We start from the raw sequence: 26,992 nt of genomic DNA, 5'->3' as shown, positions 1-26,992 counted from the left end.
GCACGAGTGCGTGTAATCAATCATTCGGCCATCGCGTCGACCAGTCGGGAGTCGGCTTTCGCTTACCTCGACGATTTTCGTAACGTGCCGCAGTGGATGTTCGGGATCACGCGGTTCGAGCCGACAAGCGAGATCACATCCGGTCTCGGGGCCACGTACGACGCGACGATGCAAATCGGTCCCAAAGCGCTCAAATCCGTTGTGCATGTGACCGAATGGGTCCACAACGAGCGACTCACGCTCGAGTCGGTCGAGGGGCTGTCGAACTCGTCGACGTGGTCGTTCGAGGACGCCGGTGACGGTCGAACCCGGCTGGTGGTCGTCTTCCGCTACAGCCTGCCTGGTGGTATCGCCGGGAAGGTGCTCGGAGCGGTAGTGGAACCGGTTGTGGGTCAAGCGATCCGGCATACCGAGTCGACCCTGCGGAGCAGGCTGGAAGCAATCGGGGCGTAGGTCGGTACTCTGGCTAACATGTCAGAGTATGTGCAACCGGAACGTGGACTGACCTTCGGCCGAGTTGCGGAGAATTACGACCGCGCCCGACCCGGCTACCCCGCCGAGCTGTACGCGGACATCGTGACCGGAGGCAGGCTGCGAGTACTCGAGGCCGGATCCGGTACCGGTAAAGCCACCGTTGCGTTGGGCGAGCTGGGTGCATCCGTCGTTGCGGTGGAACCGGATTCGGAGATGGCGGAGGTCGTTCGGCGTCGTACCGAGAATCTCGACGTCGAGGTGCAGGTGTCGCGATTCGAGGAGTGCGTAGTCGAGCCGGCGTCGTTCGATGTCGTCGCCGCCGCGCAGTCCTGGCATTGGGTGAACCACGAACAAGGAGCGGCAGTCGCGGCGCGCGCGTTGGTCCCGGGGGGAGCACTCCGGCTGTGGTGGAACATGCCGGGCGACCTCGACGGGCCGACGTGGGATGCGGTCAGAGCGGCCTACGACGCAACCGAACCCGACGCAGCACCGCTGCTTGCCCGATCTCTCGGTGCGCAATCGGAATCGACCGTTCCTCGGGCCGACGGCTTCGGTCCCTGGTCGTCCTCGACATACAGCTGGGTTCAGCGCTACACCGCGGACGAATTCTGTGCGATGGCTGCAACCTATTCGAGCCATCTGATTCTCGACGACGCGCGGCGCGACGAAGTGTTGAACGCAGTGCACGCGGCGATCACCGAGCACGGGCACGTGGACTATCACTACGTGACCCAGATGATGACAGCGAGGCGGGACGGAAAGGGCTAGGAGATCGTTGTGGTGCACACGACGAATTGCCGTGCGTCGTAAGCGAATCCGCCCTCAGGGCAGTCGTTGGGGTCAGCGGTACCGGTCTTGATCTCGGTGACCTGTTCGACGTCGGTCGCGCTGGGGTCGCTGCAGTCGACACGTGCGGGCTCGTCGATGCCGCCGGTGGGAACACTCATGCATCCGTCGACGACCCAATCGACGTCGAGGCACAGCGCGCCCTGCTCCACGCCGTCGAGAGTCTCGTAATACGTTTGATTCACGTCGGTGGGGCACTGCTCGTTCTGCTCGGCCTTGGCGATGACCTTGTAGTTCGATTCCATGCTGCCGCATTCGGCGTTCTCGATGGTGGCGGCCGTCATCGTCCCGCCGAGTCGGACGCATTGACCGATCTCGACGTCGATGTCGGTGGAGCCGCCGGCGTCGATGCCCTCCTGGCCCGAGACGTCGTCGGTGGTGGTGGCAGCGGCCGACGTCGAGGATGCGGTGGTGGTGTCTGCGGCAACGGCGTTGCCCGAGTCGGTCGACGAGCAGGCTGCTGCGAAGAACAGCGTGAACAGTGCACCCGCGGTAAGGAACCCTCTGGACAGTGCGTGCATCGTGGTGTGACCTTCTGGACTCATCCAGGCGAAGAAGTACTCCTTCGTCGGCAACCCCGCGGGCTACCGAAAAAAGATTCTTTACCATTCACCGAGATTTGGAAAGTTGTCGAAGTCACGAACGGAACACGATCGACGAGACCCACTTGGTGTTGTGCACGCCGGGCAGCGCAGGCACGATCACCCTCGCTGGGAAACCGTGATCGAGCGAGAGATCCACGCCGTTCACTTTCAACGCCAACAACGAATCGGGGTGTACTGCTTGATTTCCCTGAAGAACTGCGCGAGTGAAAGCGCCGTTCTGCTCGAGCGAGATCACCTCGGCCGATCGTGGTTCGGGTACACCCGCAAGGGCGGCGAGTTCCGCCAACGGGATGCCGGTCCACGTCTGAGTCGTCGACCACCCTTCGACGCAGGCGATGGGAAGTTCGGCAGTGCGTTGCGGCATCGACAGCAGCCTGCCGCGGGAGAGCACCACTGGAACGGAGTTCTCGGCTGCGCCGGCGACAGTCAGTTGCCAGTCGGCTCCGGTCTGTGCCTCGGTGATTCCTGCCGCTTCCGCGGTCCGATTGATCTGGAAGTCGTTGGGGCCATCGCCGTAGGAGCGACCGCGCGGCAGCAGAATCGCGGCCTTGCGTAGTACACCTCCGACCGTCTGGCCGACCGTCAGCACAGCCACGAAACCCATCCCAGCAGCTACCAATCCTATTGCGCCGCGGCGGTTCATCGTTGTCGTGGGACCCTGGTCGGGGGACTCGTTGCGGGCACGCAGCACGTCCATCAACGACTCGGACCGCAAGGTGCGCCACATCAACGGAACCTTGAGACCGAGGTGGACGAGGAATCCGGCGATGAACACCCAGGCACCGAAGTAGTGCGCCGCGTAGAAGTCGAAGCCGAACACGTAGTCGTACTGGATGTTGAGAACACCGGTGACGATCTCGAACAGCAGACCGCCGACGAGCGCCAACAGAGACAGTCGCTCGAGTGCGTGCGCAGGCGAACGAACCGGCGGCAACTCGACGAGCTTGGGCATCACAGACCACAGTTTTGCGATCACGAGCGGCACGATGATCAGACCCAAGCCGACATGTAGGCCCTGGGTGAGTTGATACAGCCAGGCGGGATCGGTCGGCCAGTCGAAGAACGGCAACCGCAGCCACCCGACGGCTCCCGGCATGGCCTGGCCGAACTGGGGACCGTACGCGATGTAGGAGAGCAGGCCGGTCACGATGACGATCGGTAGAGCTACAAGCAGCACCGCGCCGAACAGCGACGTCAACCACGTCCCGCGCAGCGGACTGCGAAAGCGCACGGGTGAGTTGCGGGCGTCGGCCATGTAGAGCATTCGCTGCCCCTCCGATGTCGGATGTCTCGTGGCCGGCTCCCCTGCCGGGCCCGCCGGTCGGCAACCAAGCTCGAAGACGTCCCCGCGGGGACGTTTTTCCTGTCTGTTTCGAGTTCTTGTCGGCGCCTTGCCATACCTTTGTCGAACATGCATTCGATGAATGGGGGCGTTCATGATCGACATGTCCGAGACGGGATCCGAGGCCGGGCGGATCGCACTGGATGACATCGCGACCGAGATCTGCGCGCTGGCCGGGCAGATAGCGGCAGCGTCGGCGCAGTACTTGATCCTGGTGGGCGAGTTCGATGCTCGACGCGGATGGGCGGGGTGGGAGGTTCGGTCGTGTGCGCACTGGTTGTCCTGGCGTGCGGGAGTCGATCTGCATACGGCCCGTGAGCAGGTGCGAGTCGCCAAGGCCATGCGAGAGTTGCCGTTGATCACCTCTGCTTACCTGAGCGGCACGGTGTCGTATTCGAAGGTGCGGGCAATGACGCGGGTGGCCACACCCGAGAACGAGGCGTCATTGCTGCAGAAGGCACTCGATGCACCGGCGGCGCATATCGAGCGCCTGTGCCGTGGCCTGAAGAGGGCGATGCGGCCCACCAGGGGTAACGGCGTCGACCTCGATCCATGCGTCGGGCGGTGGCGCTGGGACGAGGACGACGGCTCGCTCGTGCTGACGGCACGCTTTCGGCCCGAGGAAGGCAAGCGGCTTCTCGCGGCATTGACCAAGGCTGAGTACGAGCGCAAGCGAACCGAGGGCGAATCCGAGGGTGACCGGGCGGCCCCAGCGCCGCCCAACCCGGTGCCGGCGTTGGTCGCCATGGCCGAGATGGTCTGCGCTGCGCTGGATTCACCGGTCGTTTCACCGGCTGCGGAAGTGTTGGTGCACATCGGTGGCGTCGACGAAGCGGGTCACGATCATGCCCATTTCGACGACGGGCCAGGCCTCGACGACGAGACGCTTGCGCAGGTGCTGTGTTCTGCGGTCATGCGAACCGTCGGCCACGGCCGGCTGGGAAAAACTGTGCGCTGGAGTTCGACTGCCAAGGACCCGAGCCGAACGCAGTTGCGTCAGTTGATCATTCGAGATCGATGCTGCACGGTTCCCGGCTGCGGGCGCACCCGATTTCTGCATGCTCATCACGTCACGTACCGCTCACGGGGAGGTCCGACCTCACTCGACAATCTGGTCCTGCTGTGCGGCGAACATCATCGAGCGCTGCACGACGGATATTTCATCATCGAAGCCCTTGGAGATCAACGCTTCTCGTTTCACCACCCGTCAGGAATCGCGATGATTCACGCGCCGGCGATGTCCGGTGACGCGGACGAATTTCGGCGACGATACGACGGGATCGCACCCGACGCCATAGTCCCCAACTGGGGCGGAGAAGGCCTCGATCTGAGCTACGCGACCGATGTTCTGATCACCAACTGGCAGCAGGCTGCATGAAATGCGGCGATACAGGGCAAGTTAGTGTGACGAAGAGACTCGGACAAGAAGCGGTGGGATATGAGCGTCGACAGATCGATGGAGGACGAACAGTCCTGGCCGGTGGAACGATGGCCGAGCCGCGACGACGCGACCAGGCCCGAGGACGATCCGTTCTACGCCGCACCCGAGGGCTACGAAGCGGCCCTGCCGGGGACGATCCTCAAGGTGCGACCGGTAGAGGTCGCGATGTTCGGACGCGTGCGCCAGCGAGTCGATGCGTGGCAGCTGCTGTACCGCACCGCCGAACTGGCCGGTCTACCGCAGGCCAGCGTCACCACTGTGTTGCGGCCGCACGATGCCGAACCGGTGTTGCTGTCGTACCAGTGCGCCATCGACGGCGTCGCGTCCTCGTGTTTTCCGTCCTACGCGCTGCGGCGCGGCTCGAAGGCTGTCGGTGCAGTTCCGCAGTTCGAGTTCCTGGTGGTCCTGCATGCCCTGCGCCGCGGGTGGACCATCTCGATTCCCGATCATGAGGGCCCGGACGGTCACTGGGGCTCGCCGCAGGAACCCGGGTTCTGCACGCTCGACGCCATCCGCGCGGCGCTGTCGTTCGAGCCGCTCGAATTGAACAGCAGCACGCCGGTTGCGCTGTGGGGTTACTCGGGCGGCGGGCTCGCGACGTCCTGGGCAGCGGAGATGGCACCGGAGTACGCGCCGGAGATCGAGTTGGTCGGTGCCGCGCTCGGTTCGCCCGTCGGAGATCCGGGTTCGGCGTTCACCCGGCTCAATGCAACGCTGCATGCAGCGTTGCCGACGCTGGTGGTGGCTGGTTTGCGGCGCACCTACCCCGAACTGGATCGGGTCGTTCGCGAGTACGTCAACGAGGACGGAATGCGCATTCTGGATTCCGTCGAGTCGATGACGACGGTCCGAGCCGTCGCCGCACTGGCTCGTCACGATCTGGACAACTACATCGACATCCCGCTGGCCGATCTGTTGGCGTTGCCCGAGATCGTGCAGGTGTTCCTCGACATCCAGCCCGGTCGCATCGCCCCGACGGCTCCGCTGCTGGTGATCCAGGCGGTGCACGATCAGATCATCGCCGTCGACGACGTCGACGGACAGGTCGAGCGGTACAACGAAGCCGGTGCCCACGTGACGTACCTGCGAGATCGGCTGAGCGAGCACCTGTCGCTCCATCCGCTCAGCGCGCCGCTGACGTTGGATTGGCTGGCGGATCGGTTCGCCGGTGTGCCGCTGCCCGGTCCCTCGACGCAGACGGTGTGGTCCACGGCGTTCTCGTTCGCGGCGGTTCGTGGTCTCGTGTCGCTGACCTGGACGACGTTCAGAGCACTCACCATCGGCGTCCGGGCGTAGCTACCCTCGAGCCCTATGCAGCGAACTTGGGTACGGATACTCACCGGCACGATCGCGACCCTGGGCATCCTGACCGGGCTGGTGGCGTTGGGCGTCTACTACTCCGACACTCGCGTCAACGTGCTGATCGCGCTGGCGTCGTTCGTCCCGTTGATGTTCATCGCTGTTGTGCTCGGTGCCCTGGTGGCGCTGATAGGCAGGCGCTGGATTCTCGCGGGAGTCTCGACGCTCGTGCTGGCGGCGGGCGCATTCTCCTACGCACCGCTCTACGTCGCCGACGCCGAACCGACCTCCGACGGTGTGCGGCTGCGCGTGATGCAGGCAAATTTGATGGTGGGCCGCGCTGATCCGACCGCCGTGGTCGGTCAGGCCCGCGACAATTCGGTCGACGTGGTCACGATTCAGGAATTGACCGACGAGTCGGTGATCGGTCTGCGTGACGCCGGCATGGACGAGCTCTTTCCCTACAGCTATCTTCGGCCGTACGTGACGGGCGGCGGTGGGGCCGGAATTTACAGTCGGCTGCCGTTATCGGACAGCCGTGAGCTCGACGGGTACGGTCCGATGAATTTGGCGACCCGAATCGAGGTCCCCGACTCGGAGCCGATCTCGTTGCTGGCCGTGCATCCGGGCCCTGCCTACATCACTCCGGCAGACATCTGGACCGCTGAATTGGACACTCTCCGAGACGATCTGGTGGCCGTGTCCGGCACCGGGCCGGTGATCGTCAGTGGGGACTTCAATACGACCTATTCGCACAAGAAGTTCCGCAACCTTCTCGATGCTGGATACTCCGACGCTGCAGCGCAAGTGGGGAAGGGCTTGGTGCCCACGTATCCCACGGACAAGGGCACGCCCGCTGTCGTCGGCATCGATCACATCCTGTCCAACACCGGACACGCTCGATCACTGCAAAGAATCGATCTCCCCGGATCGGACCATCACGGCCTGATCGGGGAGATCGAGTTCTAGCTCACGCGAGCGGACTGCTTCCGAGACTTGCCGCACTGCAACAGGATTCGCACTGCAGCGGGGGTGCCGTCGAGTGACGTCACGATGTCGTTACGCGTCTGCGCTGCCGCTGCCGAGACCGTATCGAGCGACGCCACCGTGGGATCGAGGGTGGCGGTGATCTCGACGACCCGCTCGCCGCGGTCGGACACCGAGCGACCGGACGCGGTGACGACACCTTCGTGGGCGGCCAACGATTTCGCCGCACTCTTGGCGGCGGTGGTCAGATCGACGCTGAGCCTGCCGTCCACGTCGGAATCCGGTGTGGAGGCGAACGCGACGGTGCCGACCGAACGGCGCGGCAGGTGCGCGAGCAGCCACCAGAGGCCGAGGAGAACGAGGACGATCGCGGCTGCTCCGAGTGCCCAGGGCCACCACCCAGCGTCGACTGTGGTGTCGACGAACGCGGCATCGATTCGTTCGCGGCCGGGGAACTTGCCGCGTTCCCAGGCGATGGCTCCGCCGCCGAGGGCGATCAGTGCGAGCCCGACGACCGCTGTACTGGTTCTATCGAGGGACGCGGTAGCGCGCTTCATGAGGCTTGTCCTGTCGTTCGCACTCGGGTGCGGACTTTCGGTGCCGACGCGAGTGGGCGGAGGGCATCGTCCACGGAGGTGACGATCGAGGATTTCAAGGCCGAGGTGTCGGTGCCGGTGACGGTGGACGCGGCGACGGTGACCTTCTTGTTGCCTGCCTTGGCCGTCGCGGAATCGACTCCCGCGTTGTCGAGTGCGGCGGCGCGAGCCACTGCGGCGACGTCACCCTTGCGGAGCCAGACATCCTGCTCGGTCAGCGCGCGATGGGTACGTCGGCGCGGACGAATGGCGACGAATACGAGGATGAAACCGACGACGACGGCGGCGATGCCGCCGGGCAGCATCCAACTCTGCGCGGTGAGTCCGTCCAACTGTGCAGCCGCGGGGCCGACCCATTCGGAGCCGTCGAGCGCGCCGAGCTTCAGCAACGCCTCGCGTCCGAGGACCACCCCGGCAGCGATGAGGACGAGTGCGAACAGAACAGCAGGGATGGCGGCGGTAGGGCTGGCTACCGGCTTCTTGCTCGGCTTGTCGCTCATTGCACTCTCCCTTCTTCGACAGTGTCTTCGGCAGGCACGCATTGGACGGTCACGTCGACTCGGTCGACGGTGTAGATGCCCAGCTCGGACAGATCTCTGGCCACGGCCGCGCGGACGTTCGCGGCGACCTTCGCCAGCGGTGACGGCCACGTGACGGCTACCGCAACCTGCGCACGGACACGCGTTCCGGTGATCGTCACGTCGGCCTTCGGCAGGTCACGTCCACCGAGGACGCGCAGCCCGGGGTTGCGGTCGGTGACCGATTCGGTGCCGCGAGCTGCAAGAACCGCAAGGCGCTCGACGGCTTTGTGCTTGATTTCCAGTGAGCCTCGCTCACCGGGGTCGTTCAGTGTTTCGGCCACCGCTGTCTCAGTCACGACCGCGACCACGCATGATCGAGTTCAGGTCCAGTTCGCCGTCGATGTAGCGTCCGACGAAGAAACCGAGGCCGCCGAGGACGACGGCGATGAGAAAGCCGGTGAAACCGCCGGCCGCTGCGGCGACGGCCAGCAGAAGTCCCACGAACAAACCGATGGTTGCAGTGGTCATGGTCTTGATCTCCAGTCAGAGGTATCAGATTCAGCGGTGTCAGATGTCGAAGTAGTTGCGCCGGGTGACGCGCTTGCGGATGCGAGCGATCCGCTTGGGCAGGGTTCGCAGTGGGGACGGGATCGGCGAGGCGCGGAACACGGTCGGCGCGCTGGCGGAATTGATCGGTGCCGACGGTAGAACAGCGAACCTGCGGTCGACCTCGGCGAGTTCGGCCATGTAGCGAGCCGGATCCCCGCCGATGTCGGGGTGATGTTCGCGTGCCACAGCGCGCCGAGCCGCCTTGTACTCGGCGGCTCGGTGGTGCGCTGCGGGCTCGTTCACCTGGTCAGACTCGCACAATGTCCTCGACGGTGACGTGCACGGGGCCGTCGACCATCGCTGCCACTGTGCGACGCACGGCGTCGGCGGTCTCGCGGACCGCGACACCGAACTCCAAGGTCACGTGAACCTCGGTTCCGTCTTCGTTGCTTCGGACACCGGCGATCCGGCGCCCGGGCAGGTACGTCGCGGCCTCACCGAACATGCCGCCGTGCAGCCCGACGACACCGTCGATAGCCAGTACGGCGTCGGCGATGTCCTCGGACTTGTCACGATCCGTCATGTGCGGCTCGGTCACTGCACTCGGGTGGTGGCGGGCTCGGTGGTGTCGTCGTCGTCCGAGCCGTCGTCGAGGTAGATGTCGTGGACCACGATGTTGACCTCGGTGACCTCGAGGCCGGTCATGCGCTCGACGGCGTTGATGACGTTGCGGCGGATGCCCGCTGCGAGGTCTGCGATGGACACGCCGTAATCGGCGACGATGTCGATGTCGACTGCTGCCTGACGCTCGCCGACCTCGACCGAGACACCCTGCGACTGGTTGACTCGGGCACCGGGGATGCGCTCACGGAGAGCGCCGATCGCACGGCTGGCTCCGCCGCCGACGGCGTGCACTCCCTGGACCTCACGGGTGGCGATGCCGGCAATCTTGGAGACGACGGTATCGGCAATGGTGGTGCGGCCCTGCGAGCTGACGAGTACCGAATCCGACTTGGTGGTGATGTCGGTCTTTCCTTCGCCTGCTGCGGATACGGTTGCCTTGGTGTCCGTCGTGGAGCTCATGAATGCCTCTCTTCGTTTCGGTGTCTGGTGGTTCAGTGTGTGACAGGAGTTGGTCGTAGCTCGGTGGTCGAAACACACGTCCACATAAAGTGACCTACGTCATAGATTACGTCTACTGGTAGAACCGGTACCGAAAGACTTGCGTGATCGACGACCACGATGAAGTGAACGGGGGCCCGATGGAGTGGGTAGACGCGTCGGACCGCGTTCTCGTCGGCGCAGCTGCGCTCGGCGAGACCGATGCGTTCGAGGAGATTGTCAGACGTTACGGCCCGGAGATGTTTCGGTACGCGCGCAATATGCTGTCCGATCAAGGTGCCGCCGAAGAGGTGGTGCAGGACGCCTTCGTGGCAGCGTGGAAGGGCCTCGACAATTTCCGTGGGGACTCGGCCCTACGAACCTGGCTGTTTTCATTGGTGTCGCACAAGGTGATCGATCATCGACGACGTCGTAGCGTTCCACCCGCGGAAGATTGGGTATTCGAGCGCAAGAGCACCGGCGTGGGCAGCGATCCCGGGGCCGATGTCGAGGCCGACAGCTTCATGGCCGAGCTGGGCACCGCGCTCGCCGAGCTGCCCTACCGTCAGCGGGCCTGCTGGTTGCTCCGCGAGGTGGAAGGCCTGACGCACCCCGAGATCGGCGCCATCATGACCCTCTCCGCCGGAGCAGTACGTGGTCAGTTGACCAGAGCACGAGCAACATTGAGCGAAAGGTTGGCAACATGGCGAACCCAGTAGAGCCGGATTCGGTTCTCGCGCGTGCTGCCACCGAACTTCGGGACGCACCACAGGAACCGAATTGGGTGGATATCAGCGCGTCCATCCTGACGAAGGTACGCAACACGACCAGACGCACGTGGCCCATCGACAGCGCGTTCCCCTCGAATTCTGCTGCCGGACCGGCGGACTCACTGCGGGTCAGCGACCACATCGTCAAGACGACAATTCGTCGTGCATTGGCGGACGTGCACGGTGCACAGCCCACCGAGATCGACCTCGACGTGGACGACCATGCGTGCATCGGTCTGTTCGTCGCAGTGATCGGGGTCTACGGCGACGACCTGCAGGCCGCGGGAGACGAGTTGGCGACCATCGCGATCGATACCGTGTCGGACCTGCTGGGCGTCACCCTCGGGCGCGATGTGGTCGAGATACGCGTCGACGACATCGAGGAGCGCTAGCTGCACCGGCCGGTTGAGGAGACAGACGTTGGCGGACCGAGGTGAGCTGCGGATCTACCTGGGCGCAGCACCAGGCGTCGGGAAGACCTTCGCCATGCTCGGGGAGGCCCGTCGGCTGAGCAGCCAGGGCTGCGACGTCGTGGCAGCAGTGGTCGAGACGCACGGGCGTGCTCGGACGATCGAGGCTCTCGACGGTATCGAGGTGCTGCCGATGGCGACCGTCGAATATCGGGGGTCGTCCGCGCAGGAACTCGATCTCGACGCCGTCCTGGCGCGGAAGCCTCAGGTGGTGCTCGTCGATGAACTCGCGCACACCAATACCCCCGGCAGCGCACACGGTAAGCGGTGGCAGGACGTCGACGTGATGCTCGACGCCGGCATCGACGTCATCTCGACACTCAATGTCCAGCATCTCGAATCGCTCAACGACGTGGTGCAGCAGATCACCGGGGTACCGCAGCGAGAGACAGTGCCCGACAGCATCGTTCGTGCGGCCGACGAGGTGGAACTGGTCGACATCACTCCCGAAGCGCTACGCAGTCGACTCCGGCACGGCAACGTGTACGCCCCCGAGAAGGTCGACTCGGCGCTGAGCAATTACTTCCGAGGCGGCAACCTGACGGCGCTGCGCGAACTCGCACTGCTGTGGATCGCCGACCAGGTGGACGCGGCATTGGTGAAGTACCGCAAGGACAATCGCATCACCGAGACGTGGGAAGCCCGTGAGCGCGTGGTGGTGGCCGTGACCGGCGGACCGGAATCGGAGACGCTGCTTCGCCGCGCCAGTCGTATCGCCTCGAAGTCCAGCGCGGAGCTGATGGTGTTGCACATCGTCCGCGGCGACGGACTGATGGGTGTGTCGGCACCGCAGATGGGCTCGGTTCGAAAACTCGCCGCCGGACTCGGGGCCAGCGTACACAGCGTCGTCGGCGTCGACGTACCGACGACTCTGCTCGACTTCGCCCGAGGGGTGAATGCAACGCAGCTGGTGATCGGTACCTCGAGACGGTCGCGCGCGGCGCGGATCCTGGACGAGGGTATCGGCGCAGCAGTGGTGCAGAACTCGGGAAAGATCGACGTGCACATGGTCACTCACGCCGAGCAAGCCCGCCGCCGGGGCATGCAGGTCGATTCGGGACGACGTCGCATTCTGGCGTGGGTCGCCGCTGTACTGGTGCCCTGCCTCGCCGCCGCCGTACTGAGCACAGTCGGACCGAACTTCGACTCCAGCGGCGAGAGCGCCCTGTTCTTCATGGTGGTGCTCTGTGTCGCACTGTTGGGAGGGGTTGCGCCGGCGGCACTGTCGGCGCTGATCGCGGGATTCCTGCTCAACTACTTCTTCACCACACCCCGGTACAGCCTCACCATCGCCGAGCCGGAAAACTTCGTCGTCACCGTGGTGCTGCTCGTCGTGGCCGTTGCCGTTGCCGCCCTCGTCGACGCTGCGGCCCGGCGAACGCGTCAGGCACGGAGGGCAACGCAGGAAGCCGAGCTGTTGACGTTGTTCGCCGGATCGGTGCTGCGCGGAGCGGACCTGACGGCACTGCTCGAGCGCGCCCGCGAGACCTATCGGCAGACCGGTGTTGCGCTGTGGGACAACCAGTCTCAGACGGTGGTGGGCAGTGCAGGCGCGCAGACCCCAGAGAACCGAGCCGGGGCCGATACCGAGGTCGATGCGGGCGACTTCACTCTGTTGCTCGTCGGAGAGCGCACGCGCGCACACGATCGACGCGTATTGGCAGCGGTGGCCAACCAGGCTGCGGGCATGGTCCGTCAGGCACGGCTGGCCGAGGAAGCCAGCCGCGCCAACGCGCTCGCCGAGGCCGACGCGCTTCGTCGAGCACTGCTCTCGGCCGTCAGCCACGATCTCCGGACGCCGCTGTCCGCCGTCAAGGCGGCGTCCTCGTCTCTGCGCAGCACCGACGTTCAGTTCTCACCCGAGGACACCGACGAGTTGCTCGCCACCATCGACGAATCGGCCGATCAGCTGACCGCTCTGGTGAGCAATCTGCTCGACTCCTCGCGGCTGCAAGCCGGTGTGGTGCAACCGAGTCTGCGTCCCGTCTTCGTCGACGACGTGCTGAGCGGTGCACTGGTCGGTGTCGACAGAACGAGGGCAGGCGATCGGGTGCGGGTCGAGGTGGGTGACGTCGAGGTTCTGGCAGACCCTGGTCTGCTCGAACGTGTGCTCGCGAACCTGGTGGACAACAGCGCCCGGTACGCCCCCGCCGGTGACATCACCGTCACGGCCTCGGCGCACGGCGAGAGGGCATCCATCTCCGTCGTCGATCACGGCCCCGGAATCAGCGAGGGAACCGAGGACACGATGTTCGACGCGTTCCAACGACTCGGTGACCGCGACAATTCGATAGGCGTCGGGCTGGGACTGTCGGTGGTGCGCGGATTCGTTCGGGCCATGGGCGGTACCGTCACGGCATCGAACACCGTCGGCGGCGGGCTGACGATGACGGTCGAGCTGAAGGCGGCGAGCAGGTGAAGGTGCGGGTGCTCGTCGTCGACGACGAGCCACAGATCGTGCGAGCGCTGCGGATCAATCTCAATGTGCGCGGGTTCGAGGTGGTCACTGCCGCAACGGGTGGCGAGGCGCTGCGAGTGGCTGCGAACTTCCACCCGGACATCGTGATTCTCGATCTCGGCCTACCCGACATCGACGGTATCGACGTCATCGCCGGACTGCGCGGCTGGACCGAGGTGCCGATTCTGGTGCTCTCGGCACGGACCGACTCGGCCGATACCGTCGAGGCACTCGATGCCGGTGCCGACGACTTCGTGACCAAGCCCTTCGGGATGGACGAGTTGCTGGCACGTGTACGCGCGGCCCTGCGCCGCGGCCCGCAGACCGTGACCGATCCTCTGGTCGAGACCGCGGACTTCACCGTCGATCTGGCCGCGAAAACCGTTGTCCGAGCCGGCGAGAACGTTCACCTGACCCGCACCGAATGGGGCGTCCTCGAACTGCTCGTACGCAACGAGGGCAAGCTGGTATCGCAGAAGGACATACTGCGCACCGTCTGGGGCCCCGGGCACGAGCGTGAAACACATTATCTACGAATCTATCTCGGCCAGTTGCGGCAAAAACTGGAACGCGACCCGGCGGCCCCGGTGCATCTGATCACCGAGACCGGTATGGGTTACCGATTCGTGAGCTGACCCCTACCCACCCAGTACCTCACCCTCACGGCGGGGGTCTGCGCCCCCGATCCAACCGTCGTCGGTGCGTTGCAGGGCGCTCAGTCCGCTGGACTGGTCTGCGACCGAGACCTGATGGCCCATCTCGCGCAGCTTCACCACCACGGGATCGTTTTCGCCCGTCACGTTCGGATGCTCGCCGCCGTAGTTCGTGGACGGTGTGTTGGCCGCACCGAAGTCGACCATCGATACCGCCTGCTGCGGATCCATGCCCCAATCGAGCAGTCCCACCAACGTTTTGACGACGAACTGAATGATCACCGATCCGCCGGGAGATCCGGCGACCAACACGAGATCACCGCGTGCGCCGTCGTCGCCCCGGTCGAACACCAGCGTCGGGGCCATCGAGCTGCGCGGACGCTTTCCGGGCTCGACGCGGTTGGCCGTGGGAGTTCCGTCCTCGGCGACGGGTGCCGCGGAGAAGTCGGTGAGCTGATTGTTGAGCAGAAAGCCGTCGACCATGTGGAACGAGCCGAAAGCCGATTCGACGGTCGTCGTCATCGATGCCGCGTTGCCCTCGCTGTCGACGATGGAGATGTGGCTGGTGCCGTGCTCTGGGTCGGTGGACGAGGCGAACTGCACCGGGCCGAAGTCGCCGGGTCGTGCGGTGCCCATCGACTTCGACTCGTCGATGAGTCCTGCTCTACTGCTGAGATATTCGGGGTCGAGCAAGGCGTCGGGTGAACCGCCGGGCAGGGGTACGAAGTCCGGATCGGCCACGTACTTGTCGCGATCGGCGTAGGCCAGTCGCTCGGCCTCGGAGATCAAGTGCACGGCCTCGGCCGTCGGGGTTCCGCCGTTGGCGTCCATTCCCGTCGGGGCGTACTGCGCCAGATCGAAGTTCGACAGTATTCCCATCGTCGACGCCACCGCGATGCCACCCGACGACGGTCCCGGCATACCGCAGATGTCGTGGTCCCGGTACTCGGTGCACACGGCGGTGCGGGTCTTGGGCTCGTATCCGGCGAGGTCGTCGAGGGTGATCTGTCCGGGGGTCCGGCCGGCGGTGGTATCGGCGGTGGCGTCGACGATGGCCTGCGCGATGTCGCCGGTGTAGAAGGCGTCGGCACCATCGGTTGCGATGGTGGACAACGTCTTCGACATCGCCGGGTTGTTCAGCACTGTTCCGGTCGGCTTGCCGGTACCGTCCGGCTGCAGGAAGTAGTCCTTGGACGCGGGGTCGAGGGCGAGCTTGGGCGCCGAGTCTGCGATGGACGAGGCCATCCGTGGACTGATTTCGATTCCGTTGTCGGCGAGCTCGATCGCGGGCTGGAAGAGATCCCCCCACGGCTTGTCGCCGTGATCGTCGTGGGCTTGCTCCAGCATGCGCAGCACGCCCGGTACGCCGATCGATCGGCCACTGGACCGCGCATCGGGTTGCGGCACAGTCCGGTTCACGTCGTCGATGTATCGCAGGTAGTCGCCGGTGGCGCTCATCGGCGCGGTTTCGCGGCCGTCGTAGCTCTGTACCTCGCCGGACGCGGCGTCGTAGTACATCAGGAAGGCACCGCCGCCGATACCGGACGACTGCGGTTCGACGAGACCGAGCACCGTCTGCGCGACGATCAGTGCGTCGGCTGCGGTACCGCCGTTACGCAATACCTCGCACGCTGCTTCGGTCGACACCGGGTTCGCCGTCGAGACCGAGTACGACGCGGTCTCCACCGGCGTCATGTCGGATCGATAGCCGGTCGCGACTTCCGGATTGGTGGAGATGTCGCCCGAACCCGCGCTGGGCGTCGCTCCTACCGGCGTGCCGCCGCTGGCCCCGAGAACGCAACTGTTCTCGGCGGCGGAGTCGGTGCCGGTGCTGTCACTGCTGCTACACGCGGCGAGCGGTACCAGCAGGAGGGCACAGGCAAGAGCGGTCGATCGCAGCGGGCGCATTCCGGTTGCAGACACCGCTCGACGCTAACACCGTGATCACCGTTGCTGCGCGGATTCGAGGAGCCAGTGTGCGATGGGAGCCGGCCTGCCGAACAGGAAACCCTGCGCGAAGCGGCATTCGAGTGACTCGATGATCGAGGCCTGCTCCTCCGTCTCGACACCTTCGGCCACCGTGTTCACCGGTAGCGCCGAGGCCATGGCGACGATCGCGCGAATCAGTTGAGTATCGGATTCGGAACGACCGATCTCGTGCACGAACGACTTGTCGATCTTGAGCAGCGCGATCGGCATCGCGCGCAACCTGTTCAGCGAGGAGTACCCGATTCCGAAGTCGTCCAGCACGATGAGTACACCCATCGCAGCGAGCCGATCGAGAAGGCTTTTCGCAGTGCCCATGTCGTCGATCAGAATGCTCTCGGTGATCTCGAGCGCCAGATCTGCTCCGCTGAGCCCGAACTCGTCGAGCAGTCCTCGCACGATGGTCGGCAGCGAATCGTCCCGCAATTGCATCGGGGATACGTTCACCGACATCGTGACGTCCTGATCGTGAGCGCGCAGTGTCACCAGATCCGAGAGCGCGCACCGCAGCACCCACTCTCCGATCTCCTTGATCAGACCGGTGGATTCGGCAATCGGAATGAATTCGTTGGGCGTACACACCCGGCCGTCCCTGTTCCAGCGGACGAGTGCCTCGTAGACGACCGTGGTGCGCGAGGCGGTGTCGACGATGGGCTGGTAGTACACCTCGAGCTCGCCGCGCCTGATTGCACCGCGCAGCGCAGTCGTGGTTTCCATCGCGGAAGTGGCACGTGCGCGCAAGGATTCGTCGAAGAACGCATAGCGCGCCGCGCCGAGGGATTTGGCGTGATACATCGCGGTATCGGCCTCGCGGATGGCGTCGTGCAGGCGGTCTGCTTCGGCGATGCCGACCGATGCCGTGACGTAGGCCGTTGCGGCGCTGAGCGGGAACGGCTCGTTCATTCGGTCGATGATGCGGCGTGCCAACGCTTCTGCGCCGAGACGATCGCGCCGGGACAAGATCACGAATTCGTCGCCCGCGTATCGAACGACGGAGTCGGCGGCACCGACGGCTGCGCGGATCCGACGCGCAGCGGCGACGATCAGTTCGTCACCGACGCGATGACCGTACGAGTCGTTGACGATCTTGAAATTGTCCAGGTCGACGAACAGGACGCAGGTGCGTCCGTGGGCCTGGGAACGCTCGTGCCTGGCGAATTCCTCGTCCAGCATCGTGCGGTTGGGGAGGCCGGTCAGCAGGTCGTGTGCCGCGAGGTGTTTGGCGTGTTCCTTGCCGAACTGGACTCGCGTGAGCGCACGTTCGCCGCGCAGGAAGGCACCGACCAGGATCGACGCGAGCAACAGCGAACGCACCACCAGGTCTCCGGTGGATACCGCCGAGCCCAGTAGGGGCACGGTGGCGCACACGACCAGCAGAGTCACCACGAACACGACCCGACGGTTGCTGTGGGCGGGTGCCGGATCCTGTCGCTGAGAGACGGTGCGCATCGACGGGTCGAGCGCTGCCATCGCCAGGGAGAGGTATGCGAAGAGGTAGATGCCGTCGAGCAGACCCGAGGACGGCGCGTCGGCAGTCGTGGCGGCGAATGCGTACGAGACGTCTCCGACGAGCGTCGCAATCAGAGCGATCAGTGCCCATCGCAGAGCCGGTGTGCGGGGTTTGGACGAGTACAGCAGGTAGGTGGTCAGCGTGATCAGCGCCGCGTCGATCGCCGGGTACACGCCGTTCACCACGGTCGATGCCGACGAGTACGAGGATTCCAGGGCCGGTGAGATGAACAGCAACCATGACAGAAACAGGGTGCCGAGGAAGATCAGGCCGGCATCGACCAGTGGTGTTATGTCGTCGATCGACTGGCGATCTCGGATCCACCGCGACAGTGCGTATCCGACGAGTGCGTACCCGGTCAGCGTGAACAGGTCCGGTAGCAACGAAAAGGAATGGCTGGGATCACCCCGGAGCGAGACGCCGAACATGAACACCACCGACGCACCGAACAGTGCCCACCAGCACCGAGAGTCGTCGGGACGGTAGCGGCGAATGGCGGCGCTGATGGTGAGCACCGAGCCGACGGCGACTGTGGCCAGGACTCCCGCCCGCACGTCGGCGTTACCGAGAACGAAGAATGCGGTCGCGATGACGGCCACCGCAGCGAGTCCTGCTGTTCGTCTGGAGTGGACGGCAAAGGGCGCAGCGACCTTCGTGTTCATCGAAGGACCTACTTCCTGCTCGCGCGCGGCCTGCCCACCGCCTATTTTCGACGCCTCCTCCGGTGAATATACGTCTTCGATCAGTGAATTCGGTGGCGGATCTGTCGTATGAGGGGAAAGCGGCACAACAGCTGTCAGGTCGCCGCCGCGGAGGTGTTCCGCTGGACTGCGCTGCGAACCTCTTCCTCGATCAGGTCCCCGTTGATCGCGGCACCGGCTCGCACGCCGGCGGCCGCGGCAGCGACCACTGTGTCCATGGGTGCGGCGACGTTCCCGGCCACCCAGACACCGGGCACCGAGGTAGCACCCATGGGGTCGGCCTCGATGTAGGTGCCGAGAACGTGGTCGTTCATCACCATCTCGGTGGTATCGATTCCGAGCGAGACCAGGACGTCGGCGCGAGAGGCGAAGTTGGGTCCCACGACCAGCGCGTCGAGTCGAACCTCCCGCCCGTCCGCGAGGGTGACGCCCACGATCGCGTCGTCGGCCACATCCACCCGAGCGATCTCCTGGTCGATGATGTCGATGCCACGGGCCCGGAGTCGGTGTAGCTCCTCGGCGGTGAGTTCCGAGGCAGTATGGGCGAACACCGTGACGTTGTCGGTGAGCTGACGCCACATCTGAGCTTGGTGCCCGGACATCGCGCTGCCGATGATGCCGATCGCACGGTCTCGAACTTCCCAGCCGTGGCAGTACGGGCAGTGCAGTACGTCGCGGCCCCACCGCTCGGCGAGGCCGGGAATGTTCGGGAGAACGTCGGTGAGCCCGGTGGTGACCAACAGGCGACGGCCACGAACGACGGAGCCGTCGGCCAATGTCACTTCGAAGCCGGAATCTGTCCGGCTTGCCGACCGGGCAGTGCCCTCGATGATGTGGACGCCGTAGCCACGTGCCTCGTCGCGGCCGAGCCGTACCAGTTCGAGAGGCGATTCGCCGTCACGGGTGAGGTAGTTGTGGGAATGCGCGGCCGGCGCATTGCGGGGATCGCCGGCATCGACGACAACAACCGAGCGTCGGGACCGGCCGAGGGCCACCGCAGCGCTGAGACCGGCAACGCCGCCGCCGACGATGATCGCGTCGACCGGGGTGTGGTGAACAGTGTCTGAAGTCATGTAGGGAGTGTGCGGCCGAAAACCTACTATCGGCAAGTTTCATTGCCAATCCAGCAACTTATTCGGGTATCACATACCGAGACTCACGACTCGGTCCACCGAAGCAGGGGATCGATCTTTTTCGGATAGGAACTTTCAACCACCGCGCTGTTAGTGCTGACCGTAAGCGCGGATGTACCGCTTGAACAGGCAGTTCATTCGAGGTCTACTGGTCGGTAAGAATCGAGCCCGGGGGGACGTATGGGTCATTTCGAGATAGGCGAGACCGTTGTGGCGGTCCGAGATCTGGGGCGCGTGCGGTGGCGCAGCGGTATCCCCAAGGGAACTCTGGGGGTTGTCGTCGGCGTGGATTGGCTCGGCGATGCCCGAGTGAAATTCTGCGTCGGCGAATCGATGCGTGCCCGAGGCGAGACGGTCGAGCACATCGTCGCCGACGGCGACGTTCGCACGGTGCGGGCCGTTCCCCGCCGATTGACCGGCTAGTTGCTGTCGGTGCGCTCGTCCGAGGTCGCGGGGCCGGTTTCGATTGCGCCGCCTTCGCTGGACCAATCGTTGTCCTCGGAAGAGGCTGCCGGGTCGGACTGAACGTCCTCTTCTGCGTCGGGGGCCGAGGTGTTGTCTTTGTTCTGGGAGGTCATGACGTGGGGGTACCCGCACGGTGCCGAACGAACCGTCGACACCGCACGGGTACTCGATCGGCCGCTCTCTACAGGCCGAAGGGCAGGGTGCCCGGTGCCAGCTCGAAGCCGCTGCTGCCTGCGGAGATGGAGCCGAAGCCGCCGAGGATGGCGTTGATGAAATTGGTGATCATGAAATGTTCCTGCCTTCGTTGTGTAGATGTCGTTGTGTAGACGTTTCCTGCGGACAACCCGGTCGAGGCTACCGGCAGCTGTAGCGTCGTAGCTGTGAGAATCCAGGGAATCCTCGCCGGTGTCGCTGCGGCTGCCTGTGTGCTCACGGCCTGCACGACGGAATCGCCCGCGCCGACGGCGAGCGCTCCCGACCCGCTCGACTATGTCGCCCTCGGGGATTCGGCCGCGTCGGGTCCGCGTATCCCCGACCAGGTCGGCGCGCCGGGATGCCAGCAATCCGACTCCAACTACCCGCACGTTCTCGCGGAAGAACTCGCTGTTGCTTCGTTCGTCGATGTCACATGCTCGGGGGCAATCACCGAGAACATCGTCTCCACTCCGCAGAGCACGTCAAGCGGTGAGGTTCCGGTGCAGCTCGATGCACTCTCTGCCGACACCGATCTGGTGACGATCACGATCGGTGGAAACGACATCGGGCTGGTCTCGACGGCTGTGAGCTGTCTGACATTCACGGCGTCGTCGGCGACCAACAACTGCAAGGACCGCCTCACTGCTGGCGGCGTCGACACCGTCGCGGCCGCCATCGCGGAAAAGGCCCCGAATTGGGGAGCGATGCTCGACGCGGTGGCCGAGCGTGCGCCGGACGCCCGGGTCCTGGTCGTCGGTTACGGCACGTATCTGCCGGACGGCGGATGCTTCCCCACTCAGCCGATGCTCCCCGAGGACGCCGATTACATCCAGGGCAGCATCACCGCAATGAACGAGGCCCTGAAGACGCAGGCCGACGAGCACGGTGCCGAGTTCGTCGACACCGAGCCGCTGAGCGTCGGCCACGACGTCTGCGTGGCTGCCGATCAGCGATACTTCGAGGGCGTCATCCCTCAGAATCCTGCTGCGCCACTGCATCCGACGGCGGCCGGAATGGCCGCGATAGGCGACGCGGTCGCGGAAGCCGTGCGCGCCGGATAGGTAACCACGACATGGCAACTGGCCATGGAACCGTTGGCCCCGCTCGCCCATGCTCGACATCATGGTCTCGTATTCCGCTGTAATCGGGGTGTTCGCGGTGGCTCTGGCGTTGGTTCTGACGCCGGGGCCCAACATGATCTACCTCGTCTCGCGCAGCATTTCGCAGGGCAGGCGTGCGGGAATGGTCTCGCTCGCAGGTGTGGCTGTCGGCTTCCTCGTCTATCTGACGGCCACCAATCTCGGCCTGGCAGCGGTGTTCACGGCCGTGCCTGCGTTGTACACGGTGGTCAAGCTCGCGGGCGCTGCCTACCTCGCCTGGTTGGCCGTGCAGGCGCTGCGGGGCTCCGTGTCGGCGTTCGAACCGACTCAGCTGCAACAGGATTCGACACGCCGGCTGTTCACGATGGGTCTGGTGACCAACCTGCTGAACCCGAAGATCGCGATCATGTACATCTCCGTCATCCCGCAGTTCGTCGATCCCGCGGCCGGTCACCTTCTGCTGCAGGGCTTCACGCTCGGCGGTGTGCAGATCGCCGTGGCGGTCGCGGTCAACCTGCTGATCGTGGTGCTGGCCGGATCGATCGCCAGGTTCCTTGCCGTCCGGCCCACCTGGCTGAAGATGCAGCGCTACCTCATGGGCACGGTGCTCGGGCTACTCGCGGTCCGGGTCGCCACCGACGGCGGCAGGCCCGTTCCCGCCTGAGCGGTAGGCGCGCCAACCGCCGTACTCGGTGATGTCGGTCCCTCTGTCGGCCGCATCATGCGCGCAGCAGAACCCGGTGACCCAGCGACCGTCCGACAACTCGACCGGACCCAGCCCCATCGGCGCGGGCAACCCGGCGAGGAAGGTGCCGAGCGCGGCAGCGGACATCCGGTACAGCTCGCCGGAAATTGGTGCCCCCTCGCCTTCCCGCCGTACCAGACCGGGCTTGGGCGGCGTGGTGTGCAGATCCACGAGCCGATAGTCCGCGGACGTCGTCACCTCACCACTGAATCGCGCTCCGCGTTCGGTCAACTGGTGGTGCACGGGAAATCCGCGCAGGTGTGCTCCCACGGCCAGAACCTCGATGCCGTCGTCGATCAGCGAGGGTGCCTGCGTTTCGCTCAGCCGAGCAGCCAGATCGATGGCGATCTGATCCTCGAACGCGGGAACGACGAACATGACTCCGAACGGATGGCCGTCCGGCGTCGGAGCACCGGGAACGGCCACCGCGGCCATGTCGAGCAGGTTGCAGAAGTTGGTGAACGTACCGAGGCGACGATTGATGCCCAGCGGATCCGACTGCACCGCAGCGATACTCGGATGTTCGGTCGTGGTGGGTAGCAGCAGACCGTCGACGTCGTGCAGCAGTTCGCGGGCCGCGGCTTTCGCGGCAGCGAGGGTGCCGAGATCGTCCACGTATCGGTGCGCCGACGGCCCCGCCGCCGATCCGACGATCGCGGCCACCGTGGGATCGGCACCGGCCGGAGCAGTGTCCAGAAATTCTCCGACGGCCGAATAGCGCTGCGCCACAATCGCTCCGTCGTAGAGAAGCGTCGCCGCATCGAGTAACCCCGAGATGTCGACCTCGACGTAGGTGAAGCCTCTCTCGTTCAGGCCCGCGACCGTCGCCTCGAATGCCCGACGGTACGCCGGGCTCAGTGACACCAGATCTTCGGTGCGCGGAACGGCGACCCGGGGTTCCGGCGACGCGGCCAGTCGTACGTCGGCGGGCCAGGCCCGGCTGCGTGGATCGGCCTCGGTAGGGCCGGCCATCACCTTCATGGCCGCCGTGGCTCTGTCGAGATCGTGAGCGAGCACGGTGACGCAGTCGTAGTCGGCGCACGCGGGCACCACCCCGGTGTTCGGTACGATTCCCAGCGAGGTCTTGATGCCCACCAGGCCGTGAAATGCGGCGGGGACTCGTCCCGAACCGGCTGTGTCGGTACCGATTCCGATGTCCGCGATACCCAGTGCTACGGCCGCAGCAGAGCCGGAGCTCGAGCCTCCCGAGACCAGAGCCGGGTCCCATGCGCAGCGCACCGGTCCATAGGGACTCCGGGTGCCGACCAGTCCGGTGGCGAACTGGTCCAGGTTGGTCTTGCCGAGTATCAGTGCGCCCTGGCTCGTCAATCGCTCGATGGCAGTGGCGGACTCTGTGGGCGTGTAGGCGAATTCGGGGCAAGCCGCGGTGGTGGGCAACCCCGCCACGTCGATGTTGTCCTTGACCGCCACGAGTGTGCCGGCGAGGGGTAGATCTGCGCCTGCCTCCAGGGCACGTTCGAGCGCCGTGGCCTCGGCCAACACGTCGTCCTCGTCGCGCAGGGTGATCCACACCTCGGGGCGGTCGACCTCCGCGATTCGTTTGTAGGCCTGCAGAACTCGTTCTCGTACCTCAGGCAGCATCGATCTTGCCTCTCTTGTCGAATTCTCCGGCGGCCGACCATGCGTCTCGCTCGGCTCCGAACGCGACGGACTGGGTCGCGCGGAACTCGGCGATGGACTCGGAATTGGTCTCGAGGAAGTTCTCGTGCTCGGCGAGTGAGAACTCACCGTCGGTGATCTGCACTCCACCGCCGCGGCCGGCCGCCAGATCGGCGCGCAGGTCCATCAGCTCCTCGGGTTCGACGGAGTACCAGGAGATCCTGTCGAAGAACCGCAACAGCCAGGGTGTGCCCTCCTCGAAAGGACCACCGCTGTACGCGGCACTGTGGTTCCACACCTGCGTGGTCCGGCCGACGAACTGGTAGCCGCCGGGGCCTTCCATGCCGTAGATGCACAGGTACGCGCCGCCGATGCCGACGGCGTTCTCCGGCGTCCACGTGCGTGCCGGGTTGTACTTCGTCGTCACCAGGCGGTGTCGTGGATCCAGCGGCGTCGCCACCGGAGCGCCGAGATACACGTCGCCGAGTCCGAGCACCATGTAGTCGGCCGCGAACACTGTATCGAAAACGTCTGCGACAGAATCGAGTCCGTTCATCCGTCGGATGAATTCGATGTTCCAGGGACACCACGGGGCGTCGGCACGCACGCCGTGCATGTAACGCTGGATCGCTTCCCTGGTCGACGGGTCGTCCCACGACAGCGGTAGTCGAACCTGGCGGCTGGGCACCACGAGTTCCGAGGCCGCGGGCAGATCGTCCTCGACCTCGGAGAGTAGGCCCATCAGCGAATCGATGGACAGCACATCGGGATTCACCTTGACCTGCAGCGACCGGATGCCCGGGGTCAGATCCAGCAGGCCACGGGGTGCGATCGCCTCGACCCGCTGGTGCAACGCGTGCACTCGTGCTCGCAGAGTGAGGTCGAGCTTCATGTCGCCGTACTCGACGAGCACGTTGTCGTCGCCCGACCGGCGGTAGGTGACGCACGTGTCGGCGTCGCGCCGAGCGATGACGCCGTCGTCGCCGTCGCCGCCGGCAGAGAACACCGCGGGCAGTGAGGCGCGCCGGGCGAGGCCGAGTGATCCCAGCGGCGCGGTGGCTGCGGCCCGGACCGGAACGAATCGGATGGTGTCGCCGGGGCGCAGTTGGCCGAGCTTCCAGCGTTCGGCCGCGACAACGGTGACAGGACAGACGAATCCGCCGAGACTCGGGCCGTCGGGACCGAGCAGGATCGGCGTGTCACCGGTGAAGTCCAATGCGCCGACGCTGTAGGCGTTGTCGTGGATGTTCGACGGGTGCAGTCCGGCCTCGCCGCCGTCGGCGCGAGCCCACTGCGGCTTGGGGCCGATCAGCCGGACTCCGGTGCGGTCGGAGTTGAAGTGCACCTCGTAGCGGGTGGCGTAGAGGGTATCGATGTCCTCGCGGGTGAAGAACTCGGGTGCGCCGTGCGGGCCCTCGGTGACGGCGATGTCCCAGGCGGACGTATGCACCGGCAGGTGTTCCATCGGGATCGGTCCGAGGACGGCGGAGTTGTCCGATCGGCCGGCCAACCCGATGATGTCGCCCTCGCCCAGGATGCCGCCGCGATGCCCGCCGAACTTCCCGAGCGTGAATGTTGCTGCGCTGCCCAGATAATCGTCGACGTCGAGGCCGCCCTGGATCAGCACGTACACCCGCAGACCGTGGCCGGTCGTGGTGCCGACGTCCAGTTTCGCACCGGCGGGAACCAGTACGGGTCGCCACTGCGGCACCGGTCGACCGTCGATGCGCACCGGCACCGCGGCACCGGTGACGCAGACGTAGGTGTCGGCGTCGAACGTCAATGCCGGCCCTGCCATGGTCGATTCGAGTCCCGGTGCGCCCTCGGGGTTGCCGAGCGCGGTGTTGCCGAGCCGGAACGACAGATCGTCCATCGGACCCGACGGCGGTACGCCCACCTTCCAGTAGCCGACGCGTCCCGGCCAGTCCTGCACCGTGGTGAGCATTCCGGGCCGCTGCACGGTCATCTTGGCCGCTGTCGAATTCACTGCGTTCATGCGCGAGCCGACTCTCGCGTCACGATCATCTGCACCGCGGTGGGGTCGAATCCGTTGCACGGGTTGTTGATCTGCGGGCAGTTCGAGACCAGCACCAACGTGTCGATCTCGGCGCGCAGTCGGAGCTTCTTGCCGGGGGCCGAGAGGCCGTCGACAATTCCGAGCGTGCCGTCGGCGTCGACGGGCACGTTCATGAAGAAGTTGATGTTGGGGGCGAGGTCTCGCTTGCCGAGACCCCACTTGGAACCCTCGATGAGGAAGTTCTCGACGCACGCGTGTTGGTGTTGGGTGTGGTGGCCGTAACGCAGGGTGTTCGATTCCCTGGAGCAGGCGCCGCCGACGGTGTCGTGATTGCCGACCTCATCCTCGACGATTGTCATCAGCGGAGTCGAATCATCGCTGCGCAGAACGGTACCGGTGGTGAGAAACAGGTTCTGTTGCGCGGTGACCGTGGCAGCTGCGGAGTACCGGAGCGAGTGGTCGTGTGCGCCGTACAACAGGGTGTCGACGGCCTGATTGCCGTAGAGGTCGACGATGGTCAGGATGTCACCTGCTTCGACGACGGCGGACCAGGGTCCGAACGCGGGGGCGATCTCGTCTCGCACGATCGTGGTCTCGAGGGTGCAGGCGGTCACTGCACTTGTGGTCATTGCGCTGCCTTCCATGCGTTCTCGGTGTTCAGCACTGCGCGCTGGTATTCCGGTTCGGTGTTGGCCAGGGTGAGCAGCTCTTCGGGTGCCTTCCAGGCCAGTACGTCGAGCGTCGTTGTGGGGTAGTCGGGACTGGGGTCCAGTGGGTGAGCGGTGTTGGCGAGCAACACGATCACCGGCAGGTGGATGAGCAGGTCCACCGAGCGGCCCGGTCCGGCCGAGCCGGTGCTGACGAGGGTCCCGTCCGCGGCGACGGTGACGCCGTGGAAGAACGACAGCGATGGTCCGACGTCACGTGGTTCGAGTCCGTGTTTGGCTGCGGCGAGGGTGAACAGTTCACGCCCTGCCGGGGCCGACGAATGTGGCCCGCTCTCTCCGTATTTCGCGGTGTTCGTCGCCGAGGACGTGGTGCCGCACAGTGCGTCGTGGTGGCCGGAGGTGTCGTCGACGATGGTCGCCAGCACGCGGCCCTGATCGGAGAGAAGCGGGTGCCCGGCGCTCAAGTAGGCCTGCCAGGGAACCTTGACGGTGTCGGCGGTGTTGAGCCGTTCCCATGGCGCGTCGGCGCGATAGAGCAGCAGGTTGGCGCAGGCTGCGCCGTCGACGTCGACGAGACGCAGGCGGGTTCCGCGAGCGAGAACCTTGGTGGTGTAGCTGCCGCCGGGCACCGATTCGGCCCAGGTCAGTTCCGAGATGCCCTGTGGTGCGGTGGGTGCGGGCGCGACCGTCGCCTGGGATCGTGCGTGTTCCTTGGCGGAATACGTTGTTGCCGTGCTCAT

General features: G+C 65.3%; 29 protein-coding genes. 12 read left to right on the top strand and 17 right to left on the bottom strand.

All coding sequences use genetic code 11. From position 1 onward, the window contains the following. The first annotated feature begins 6 nt into the window (after positions 1 to 6). Both AC5WEY_RS03670 and AC5WEY_RS03665 read left to right on the top strand, forming a co-directional pair. Positions 7 to 453, top strand: coding sequence for an SRPBCC family protein (locus tag AC5WEY_RS03670; protein ID WP_495644729.1), 447 nt, complete (start codon positions 7 to 9; stop codon positions 451 to 453). Between the two features lie 18 nt (positions 454 to 471). Then, positions 472 to 1,242 (top strand): class I SAM-dependent methyltransferase, encoded by a 771-nt coding sequence (locus tag AC5WEY_RS03665; RefSeq protein ID WP_495644728.1) that lies wholly within the window; start codon positions 472 to 474, stop codon positions 1,240 to 1,242. Here the strand turns inward: AC5WEY_RS03665 and lppU are convergent. Both lppU and AC5WEY_RS03655 read right to left on the bottom strand, forming a co-directional pair. Further along, positions 1,239 to 1,841 carry an LppU family putative lipoprotein gene (gene lppU, locus AC5WEY_RS03660; protein ID WP_495645518.1) on the bottom strand — a complete coding sequence of 201 codons (603 nt, stop codon included), beginning with the start codon at positions 1,839 to 1,841 and terminating at the stop codon, positions 1,239 to 1,241. The two genes, AC5WEY_RS03665 and lppU, sit on opposite strands and share 4 nt — an antisense overlap. 115 nt (positions 1,842 to 1,956) lie before the next feature. Continuing rightward, a complete protein-coding gene (locus AC5WEY_RS03655; RefSeq protein ID WP_495645517.1) occupies positions 1,957 to 3,180 on the bottom strand; it encodes a molybdopterin-dependent oxidoreductase in 1,224 nt (407 codons plus the stop codon). 181 nt (positions 3,181 to 3,361) lie between these two features. On the opposite strand from AC5WEY_RS03655, the gene AC5WEY_RS03650 reads away from it, so the two are divergent. Genes AC5WEY_RS03650 through AC5WEY_RS03640 form a run of 3 tightly spaced genes read left to right on the top strand, consistent with a single transcriptional unit; the run spans position 3,362 to position 6,976 of the window. Next, a complete protein-coding gene (locus tag AC5WEY_RS03650; protein WP_495644727.1) occupies positions 3,362 to 4,645 on the top strand; it encodes an HNH endonuclease signature motif containing protein in 1,284 nt (427 codons plus the stop codon). A gap of 60 nt (positions 4,646 to 4,705) precedes the next feature. Beyond that, positions 4,706 to 6,004: a lipase family protein gene (locus AC5WEY_RS03645; RefSeq protein WP_495644726.1), complete on the top strand. Its 1,299-nt coding sequence runs from the start codon at positions 4,706 to 4,708 to the stop codon at positions 6,002 to 6,004. A gap of 15 nt (positions 6,005 to 6,019) precedes the next feature. Then, positions 6,020 to 6,976 carry an endonuclease/exonuclease/phosphatase family protein gene (locus AC5WEY_RS03640; RefSeq protein WP_495644725.1) on the top strand — a complete coding sequence of 319 codons (957 nt, stop codon included), beginning with the start codon at positions 6,020 to 6,022 and terminating at the stop codon, positions 6,974 to 6,976. Here AC5WEY_RS03640 and AC5WEY_RS03635 read toward each other — a convergent pair. From AC5WEY_RS03635 to AC5WEY_RS03605, 7 genes are read right to left on the bottom strand one after another with little or no spacing between them, the layout of a single operon-like run. Beyond that, positions 6,973 to 7,551 (bottom strand): hypothetical protein, encoded by a 579-nt coding sequence (locus AC5WEY_RS03635; RefSeq protein WP_495644724.1) that lies wholly within the window; start codon positions 7,549 to 7,551, stop codon positions 6,973 to 6,975. The genes AC5WEY_RS03640 and AC5WEY_RS03635 overlap by 4 nt on opposite strands. Then, positions 7,548 to 8,090 carry a DUF6286 domain-containing protein gene (locus AC5WEY_RS03630; RefSeq protein ID WP_495644723.1) on the bottom strand — a complete coding sequence of 181 codons (543 nt, stop codon included), beginning with the start codon at positions 8,088 to 8,090 and terminating at the stop codon, positions 7,548 to 7,550. Before AC5WEY_RS03630 ends, AC5WEY_RS03635 begins: the two co-directional genes overlap by 4 nt. Continuing rightward, entirely contained in the window at positions 8,087 to 8,467 is a 381-nt protein-coding gene (locus AC5WEY_RS03625) for an Asp23/Gls24 family envelope stress response protein (protein WP_495644722.1), read from the bottom strand. The genes AC5WEY_RS03630 and AC5WEY_RS03625 overlap by 4 nt, the downstream gene beginning before the upstream one ends. Further along, on the bottom strand, positions 8,460 to 8,639 hold the full coding sequence (locus tag AC5WEY_RS03620; RefSeq protein WP_495644721.1) for a hypothetical protein: 180 nt from the start codon (positions 8,637 to 8,639) through the stop codon (positions 8,460 to 8,462). Before AC5WEY_RS03620 ends, AC5WEY_RS03625 begins: the two co-directional genes overlap by 8 nt. Before the next feature lie 39 nt (positions 8,640 to 8,678). Next, a complete protein-coding gene (locus AC5WEY_RS03615; protein ID WP_057478260.1) occupies positions 8,679 to 8,963 on the bottom strand; it encodes a hypothetical protein in 285 nt (94 codons plus the stop codon). 4 nt (positions 8,964 to 8,967) lie between these two features. Further along, positions 8,968 to 9,243 carry an Asp23/Gls24 family envelope stress response protein gene (locus AC5WEY_RS03610; protein ID WP_057478469.1) on the bottom strand — a complete coding sequence of 92 codons (276 nt, stop codon included), beginning with the start codon at positions 9,241 to 9,243 and terminating at the stop codon, positions 8,968 to 8,970. A gap of 11 nt (positions 9,244 to 9,254) precedes the next feature. Beyond that, on the bottom strand, positions 9,255 to 9,743 hold the full coding sequence (locus AC5WEY_RS03605) for an Asp23/Gls24 family envelope stress response protein (RefSeq protein ID WP_032378652.1): 489 nt from the start codon (positions 9,741 to 9,743) through the stop codon (positions 9,255 to 9,257). Positions 9,744 to 9,922: 179 nt separating this feature from the next. Here AC5WEY_RS03605 and AC5WEY_RS03600 point away from each other — a divergent pair, with 179 nt between their 5' ends. The 4 genes from AC5WEY_RS03600 to AC5WEY_RS03585 are packed head-to-tail and all read left to right on the top strand — an operon-like array spanning position 9,923 to position 14,094. After that, a complete protein-coding gene (locus AC5WEY_RS03600) occupies positions 9,923 to 10,480 on the top strand; it encodes an RNA polymerase sigma factor (protein WP_495644720.1) in 558 nt (185 codons plus the stop codon). After that, complete coding sequence (locus AC5WEY_RS03595; protein WP_495644719.1) at positions 10,465 to 10,923, top strand: hypothetical protein; 459 nt, start codon at positions 10,465 to 10,467, stop codon at positions 10,921 to 10,923. Before AC5WEY_RS03600 ends, AC5WEY_RS03595 begins: the two co-directional genes overlap by 16 nt. After that, a complete protein-coding gene (locus tag AC5WEY_RS03590; RefSeq protein ID WP_495644718.1) occupies positions 10,883 to 13,420 on the top strand; it encodes a DUF4118 domain-containing protein in 2,538 nt (845 codons plus the stop codon). The genes AC5WEY_RS03595 and AC5WEY_RS03590 overlap by 41 nt, the downstream gene beginning before the upstream one ends. Further along, positions 13,417 to 14,094, top strand: coding sequence for a response regulator (locus AC5WEY_RS03585; RefSeq protein WP_495644717.1), 678 nt, complete (start codon positions 13,417 to 13,419; stop codon positions 14,092 to 14,094). Before AC5WEY_RS03590 ends, AC5WEY_RS03585 begins: the two co-directional genes overlap by 4 nt. Positions 14,095 to 14,097: 3 nt before the next feature. Here AC5WEY_RS03585 and ggt read toward each other — a convergent pair whose 3' ends face one another. From ggt to AC5WEY_RS03570, 3 genes are all read right to left on the bottom strand, one after another. Beyond that, a complete protein-coding gene (gene ggt / locus AC5WEY_RS03580; protein ID WP_495645516.1) occupies positions 14,098 to 16,020 on the bottom strand; it encodes a gamma-glutamyltransferase in 1,923 nt (640 codons plus the stop codon). A gap of 36 nt (positions 16,021 to 16,056) precedes the next feature. Then, the gene (locus AC5WEY_RS03575; protein WP_495644716.1) at positions 16,057 to 18,270 is read right to left on the bottom strand and encodes a putative bifunctional diguanylate cyclase/phosphodiesterase; all 2,214 of its coding nucleotides are present in this window, start codon (positions 18,268 to 18,270) and stop codon (positions 16,057 to 16,059) included. A gap of 134 nt (positions 18,271 to 18,404) precedes the next feature. Then, complete coding sequence (locus tag AC5WEY_RS03570) at positions 18,405 to 19,304, bottom strand: NAD(P)/FAD-dependent oxidoreductase (RefSeq protein ID WP_495644715.1); 900 nt, start codon at positions 19,302 to 19,304, stop codon at positions 18,405 to 18,407. Between the two features lie 318 nt (positions 19,305 to 19,622). On the opposite strand from AC5WEY_RS03570, the gene AC5WEY_RS03565 reads away from it, so the two are divergent. Next, the gene (locus tag AC5WEY_RS03565; RefSeq protein ID WP_495644714.1) at positions 19,623 to 19,865 is read left to right on the top strand and encodes a hypothetical protein; all 243 of its coding nucleotides are present in this window, start codon (positions 19,623 to 19,625) and stop codon (positions 19,863 to 19,865) included. Here the strand turns inward: AC5WEY_RS03565 and AC5WEY_RS03560 are convergent. Beyond that, entirely contained in the window at positions 19,862 to 20,020 is a 159-nt protein-coding gene (locus AC5WEY_RS03560) for a hypothetical protein (RefSeq protein ID WP_495644713.1), read from the bottom strand. The genes AC5WEY_RS03565 and AC5WEY_RS03560 overlap by 4 nt on opposite strands. A 267-nt stretch (positions 20,021 to 20,287) precedes the next feature. On the opposite strand from AC5WEY_RS03560, the gene AC5WEY_RS03555 reads away from it, so the two are divergent. Together AC5WEY_RS03555 and AC5WEY_RS03550 are read left to right on the top strand one after the other, a co-directional pair. Then, a complete protein-coding gene (locus AC5WEY_RS03555) occupies positions 20,288 to 21,163 on the top strand; it encodes an SGNH/GDSL hydrolase family protein (RefSeq protein WP_495644712.1) in 876 nt (291 codons plus the stop codon). Between the two features lie 61 nt (positions 21,164 to 21,224). Further along, complete coding sequence (locus tag AC5WEY_RS03550) at positions 21,225 to 21,866, top strand: LysE family translocator (protein ID WP_495644711.1); 642 nt, start codon at positions 21,225 to 21,227, stop codon at positions 21,864 to 21,866. Here the strand turns inward: AC5WEY_RS03550 and atzF are convergent. From atzF to AC5WEY_RS03530, 4 genes are read right to left on the bottom strand one after another with little or no spacing between them, the layout of a single operon-like run. Beyond that, a complete protein-coding gene (atzF, locus tag AC5WEY_RS03545; protein ID WP_495644710.1) occupies positions 21,816 to 23,549 on the bottom strand; it encodes an allophanate hydrolase in 1,734 nt (577 codons plus the stop codon). The genes AC5WEY_RS03550 and atzF overlap by 51 nt on opposite strands. Then, entirely contained in the window at positions 23,539 to 25,563 is a 2,025-nt protein-coding gene (locus tag AC5WEY_RS03540; RefSeq protein WP_495644709.1) for a 5-oxoprolinase/urea amidolyase family protein, read from the bottom strand. Before AC5WEY_RS03540 ends, atzF begins: the two co-directional genes overlap by 11 nt. Then, positions 25,560 to 26,213, bottom strand: a complete 654-nt coding sequence (locus tag AC5WEY_RS03535; RefSeq protein WP_495644708.1) for an urea amidolyase associated protein UAAP2 — start codon at positions 26,211 to 26,213, stop codon at positions 25,560 to 25,562. The genes AC5WEY_RS03540 and AC5WEY_RS03535 overlap by 4 nt, the downstream gene beginning before the upstream one ends. Beyond that, on the bottom strand, positions 26,210 to 26,992 hold the full coding sequence (locus tag AC5WEY_RS03530; RefSeq protein ID WP_495644707.1) for an urea amidolyase associated protein UAAP1: 783 nt from the start codon (positions 26,990 to 26,992) through the stop codon (positions 26,210 to 26,212). The genes AC5WEY_RS03535 and AC5WEY_RS03530 overlap by 4 nt, the downstream gene beginning before the upstream one ends.

This window comes from Rhodococcoides sp. S146-33, assembly GCF_059489205.1.
The sequence above is the reverse complement of the archived record's forward strand: the minus strand, read 5'-3'. Positions and strand labels throughout refer to the sequence as shown.

Bases quoted from the DNA above. Each gene is read 5' to 3' on its own strand.
- AC5WEY_RS03665 (WP_495644728.1), top strand. From the start codon at position 472: ATGTCAGAGTATGTGCAACCGGAACGTGGACTGACCTTCGGCCGAGTT.
- lppU (WP_495645518.1), bottom strand. From the start codon at position 1,841: ATGCACGCACTGTCCAGAGGGTTCCTTACCGCGGGTGCACTGTTCACG.
- AC5WEY_RS03655 (WP_495645517.1), bottom strand. From the start codon at position 3,180: ATGGCCGACGCCCGCAACTCACCCGTGCGCTTTCGCAGTCCGCTGCGC.
- AC5WEY_RS03650 (WP_495644727.1), top strand. From the start codon at position 3,362: ATGATCGACATGTCCGAGACGGGATCCGAGGCCGGGCGGATCGCACTG.
- AC5WEY_RS03645 (WP_495644726.1), top strand. From the start codon at position 4,706: ATGAGCGTCGACAGATCGATGGAGGACGAACAGTCCTGGCCGGTGGAA.
- AC5WEY_RS03640 (WP_495644725.1), top strand. From the start codon at position 6,020: ATGCAGCGAACTTGGGTACGGATACTCACCGGCACGATCGCGACCCTG.
- AC5WEY_RS03635 (WP_495644724.1), bottom strand. From the start codon at position 7,551: ATGAAGCGCGCTACCGCGTCCCTCGATAGAACCAGTACAGCGGTCGTC.
- AC5WEY_RS03630 (WP_495644723.1), bottom strand. From the start codon at position 8,090: ATGAGCGACAAGCCGAGCAAGAAGCCGGTAGCCAGCCCTACCGCCGCC.
- AC5WEY_RS03620 (WP_495644721.1), bottom strand. From the start codon at position 8,639: ATGACCACTGCAACCATCGGTTTGTTCGTGGGACTTCTGCTGGCCGTC.
- AC5WEY_RS03610 (WP_057478469.1), bottom strand. From the start codon at position 9,243: ATGACGGATCGTGACAAGTCCGAGGACATCGCCGACGCCGTACTGGCT.
- AC5WEY_RS03605 (WP_032378652.1), bottom strand. From the start codon at position 9,743: ATGAGCTCCACGACGGACACCAAGGCAACCGTATCCGCAGCAGGCGAA.
- AC5WEY_RS03600 (WP_495644720.1), top strand. From the start codon at position 9,923: ATGGAGTGGGTAGACGCGTCGGACCGCGTTCTCGTCGGCGCAGCTGCG.
- AC5WEY_RS03595 (WP_495644719.1), top strand. From the start codon at position 10,465: ATGGCGAACCCAGTAGAGCCGGATTCGGTTCTCGCGCGTGCTGCCACC.
- AC5WEY_RS03590 (WP_495644718.1), top strand. From the start codon at position 10,883: ATGTGGTCGAGATACGCGTCGACGACATCGAGGAGCGCTAGCTGCACC.
- ggt (WP_495645516.1), bottom strand. From the start codon at position 16,020: ATGCGCCCGCTGCGATCGACCGCTCTTGCCTGTGCCCTCCTGCTGGTA.
- AC5WEY_RS03575 (WP_495644716.1), bottom strand. From the start codon at position 18,270: ATGAACACGAAGGTCGCTGCGCCCTTTGCCGTCCACTCCAGACGAACA.
- AC5WEY_RS03565 (WP_495644714.1), top strand. From the start codon at position 19,623: ATGGGTCATTTCGAGATAGGCGAGACCGTTGTGGCGGTCCGAGATCTG.
- AC5WEY_RS03560 (WP_495644713.1), bottom strand. From the start codon at position 20,020: ATGACCTCCCAGAACAAAGACAACACCTCGGCCCCCGACGCAGAAGAG.
- AC5WEY_RS03550 (WP_495644711.1), top strand. From the start codon at position 21,225: ATGGTCTCGTATTCCGCTGTAATCGGGGTGTTCGCGGTGGCTCTGGCG.
- atzF (WP_495644710.1), bottom strand. From the start codon at position 23,549: ATGCTGCCTGAGGTACGAGAACGAGTTCTGCAGGCCTACAAACGAATC.
- AC5WEY_RS03540 (WP_495644709.1), bottom strand. From the start codon at position 25,563: ATGAACGCAGTGAATTCGACAGCGGCCAAGATGACCGTGCAGCGGCCC.
- AC5WEY_RS03535 (WP_495644708.1), bottom strand. From the start codon at position 26,213: ATGACCACAAGTGCAGTGACCGCCTGCACCCTCGAGACCACGATCGTG.
- AC5WEY_RS03530 (WP_495644707.1), bottom strand. From the start codon at position 26,992: ATGAGCACGGCAACAACGTATTCCGCCAAGGAACACGCACGATCCCAG.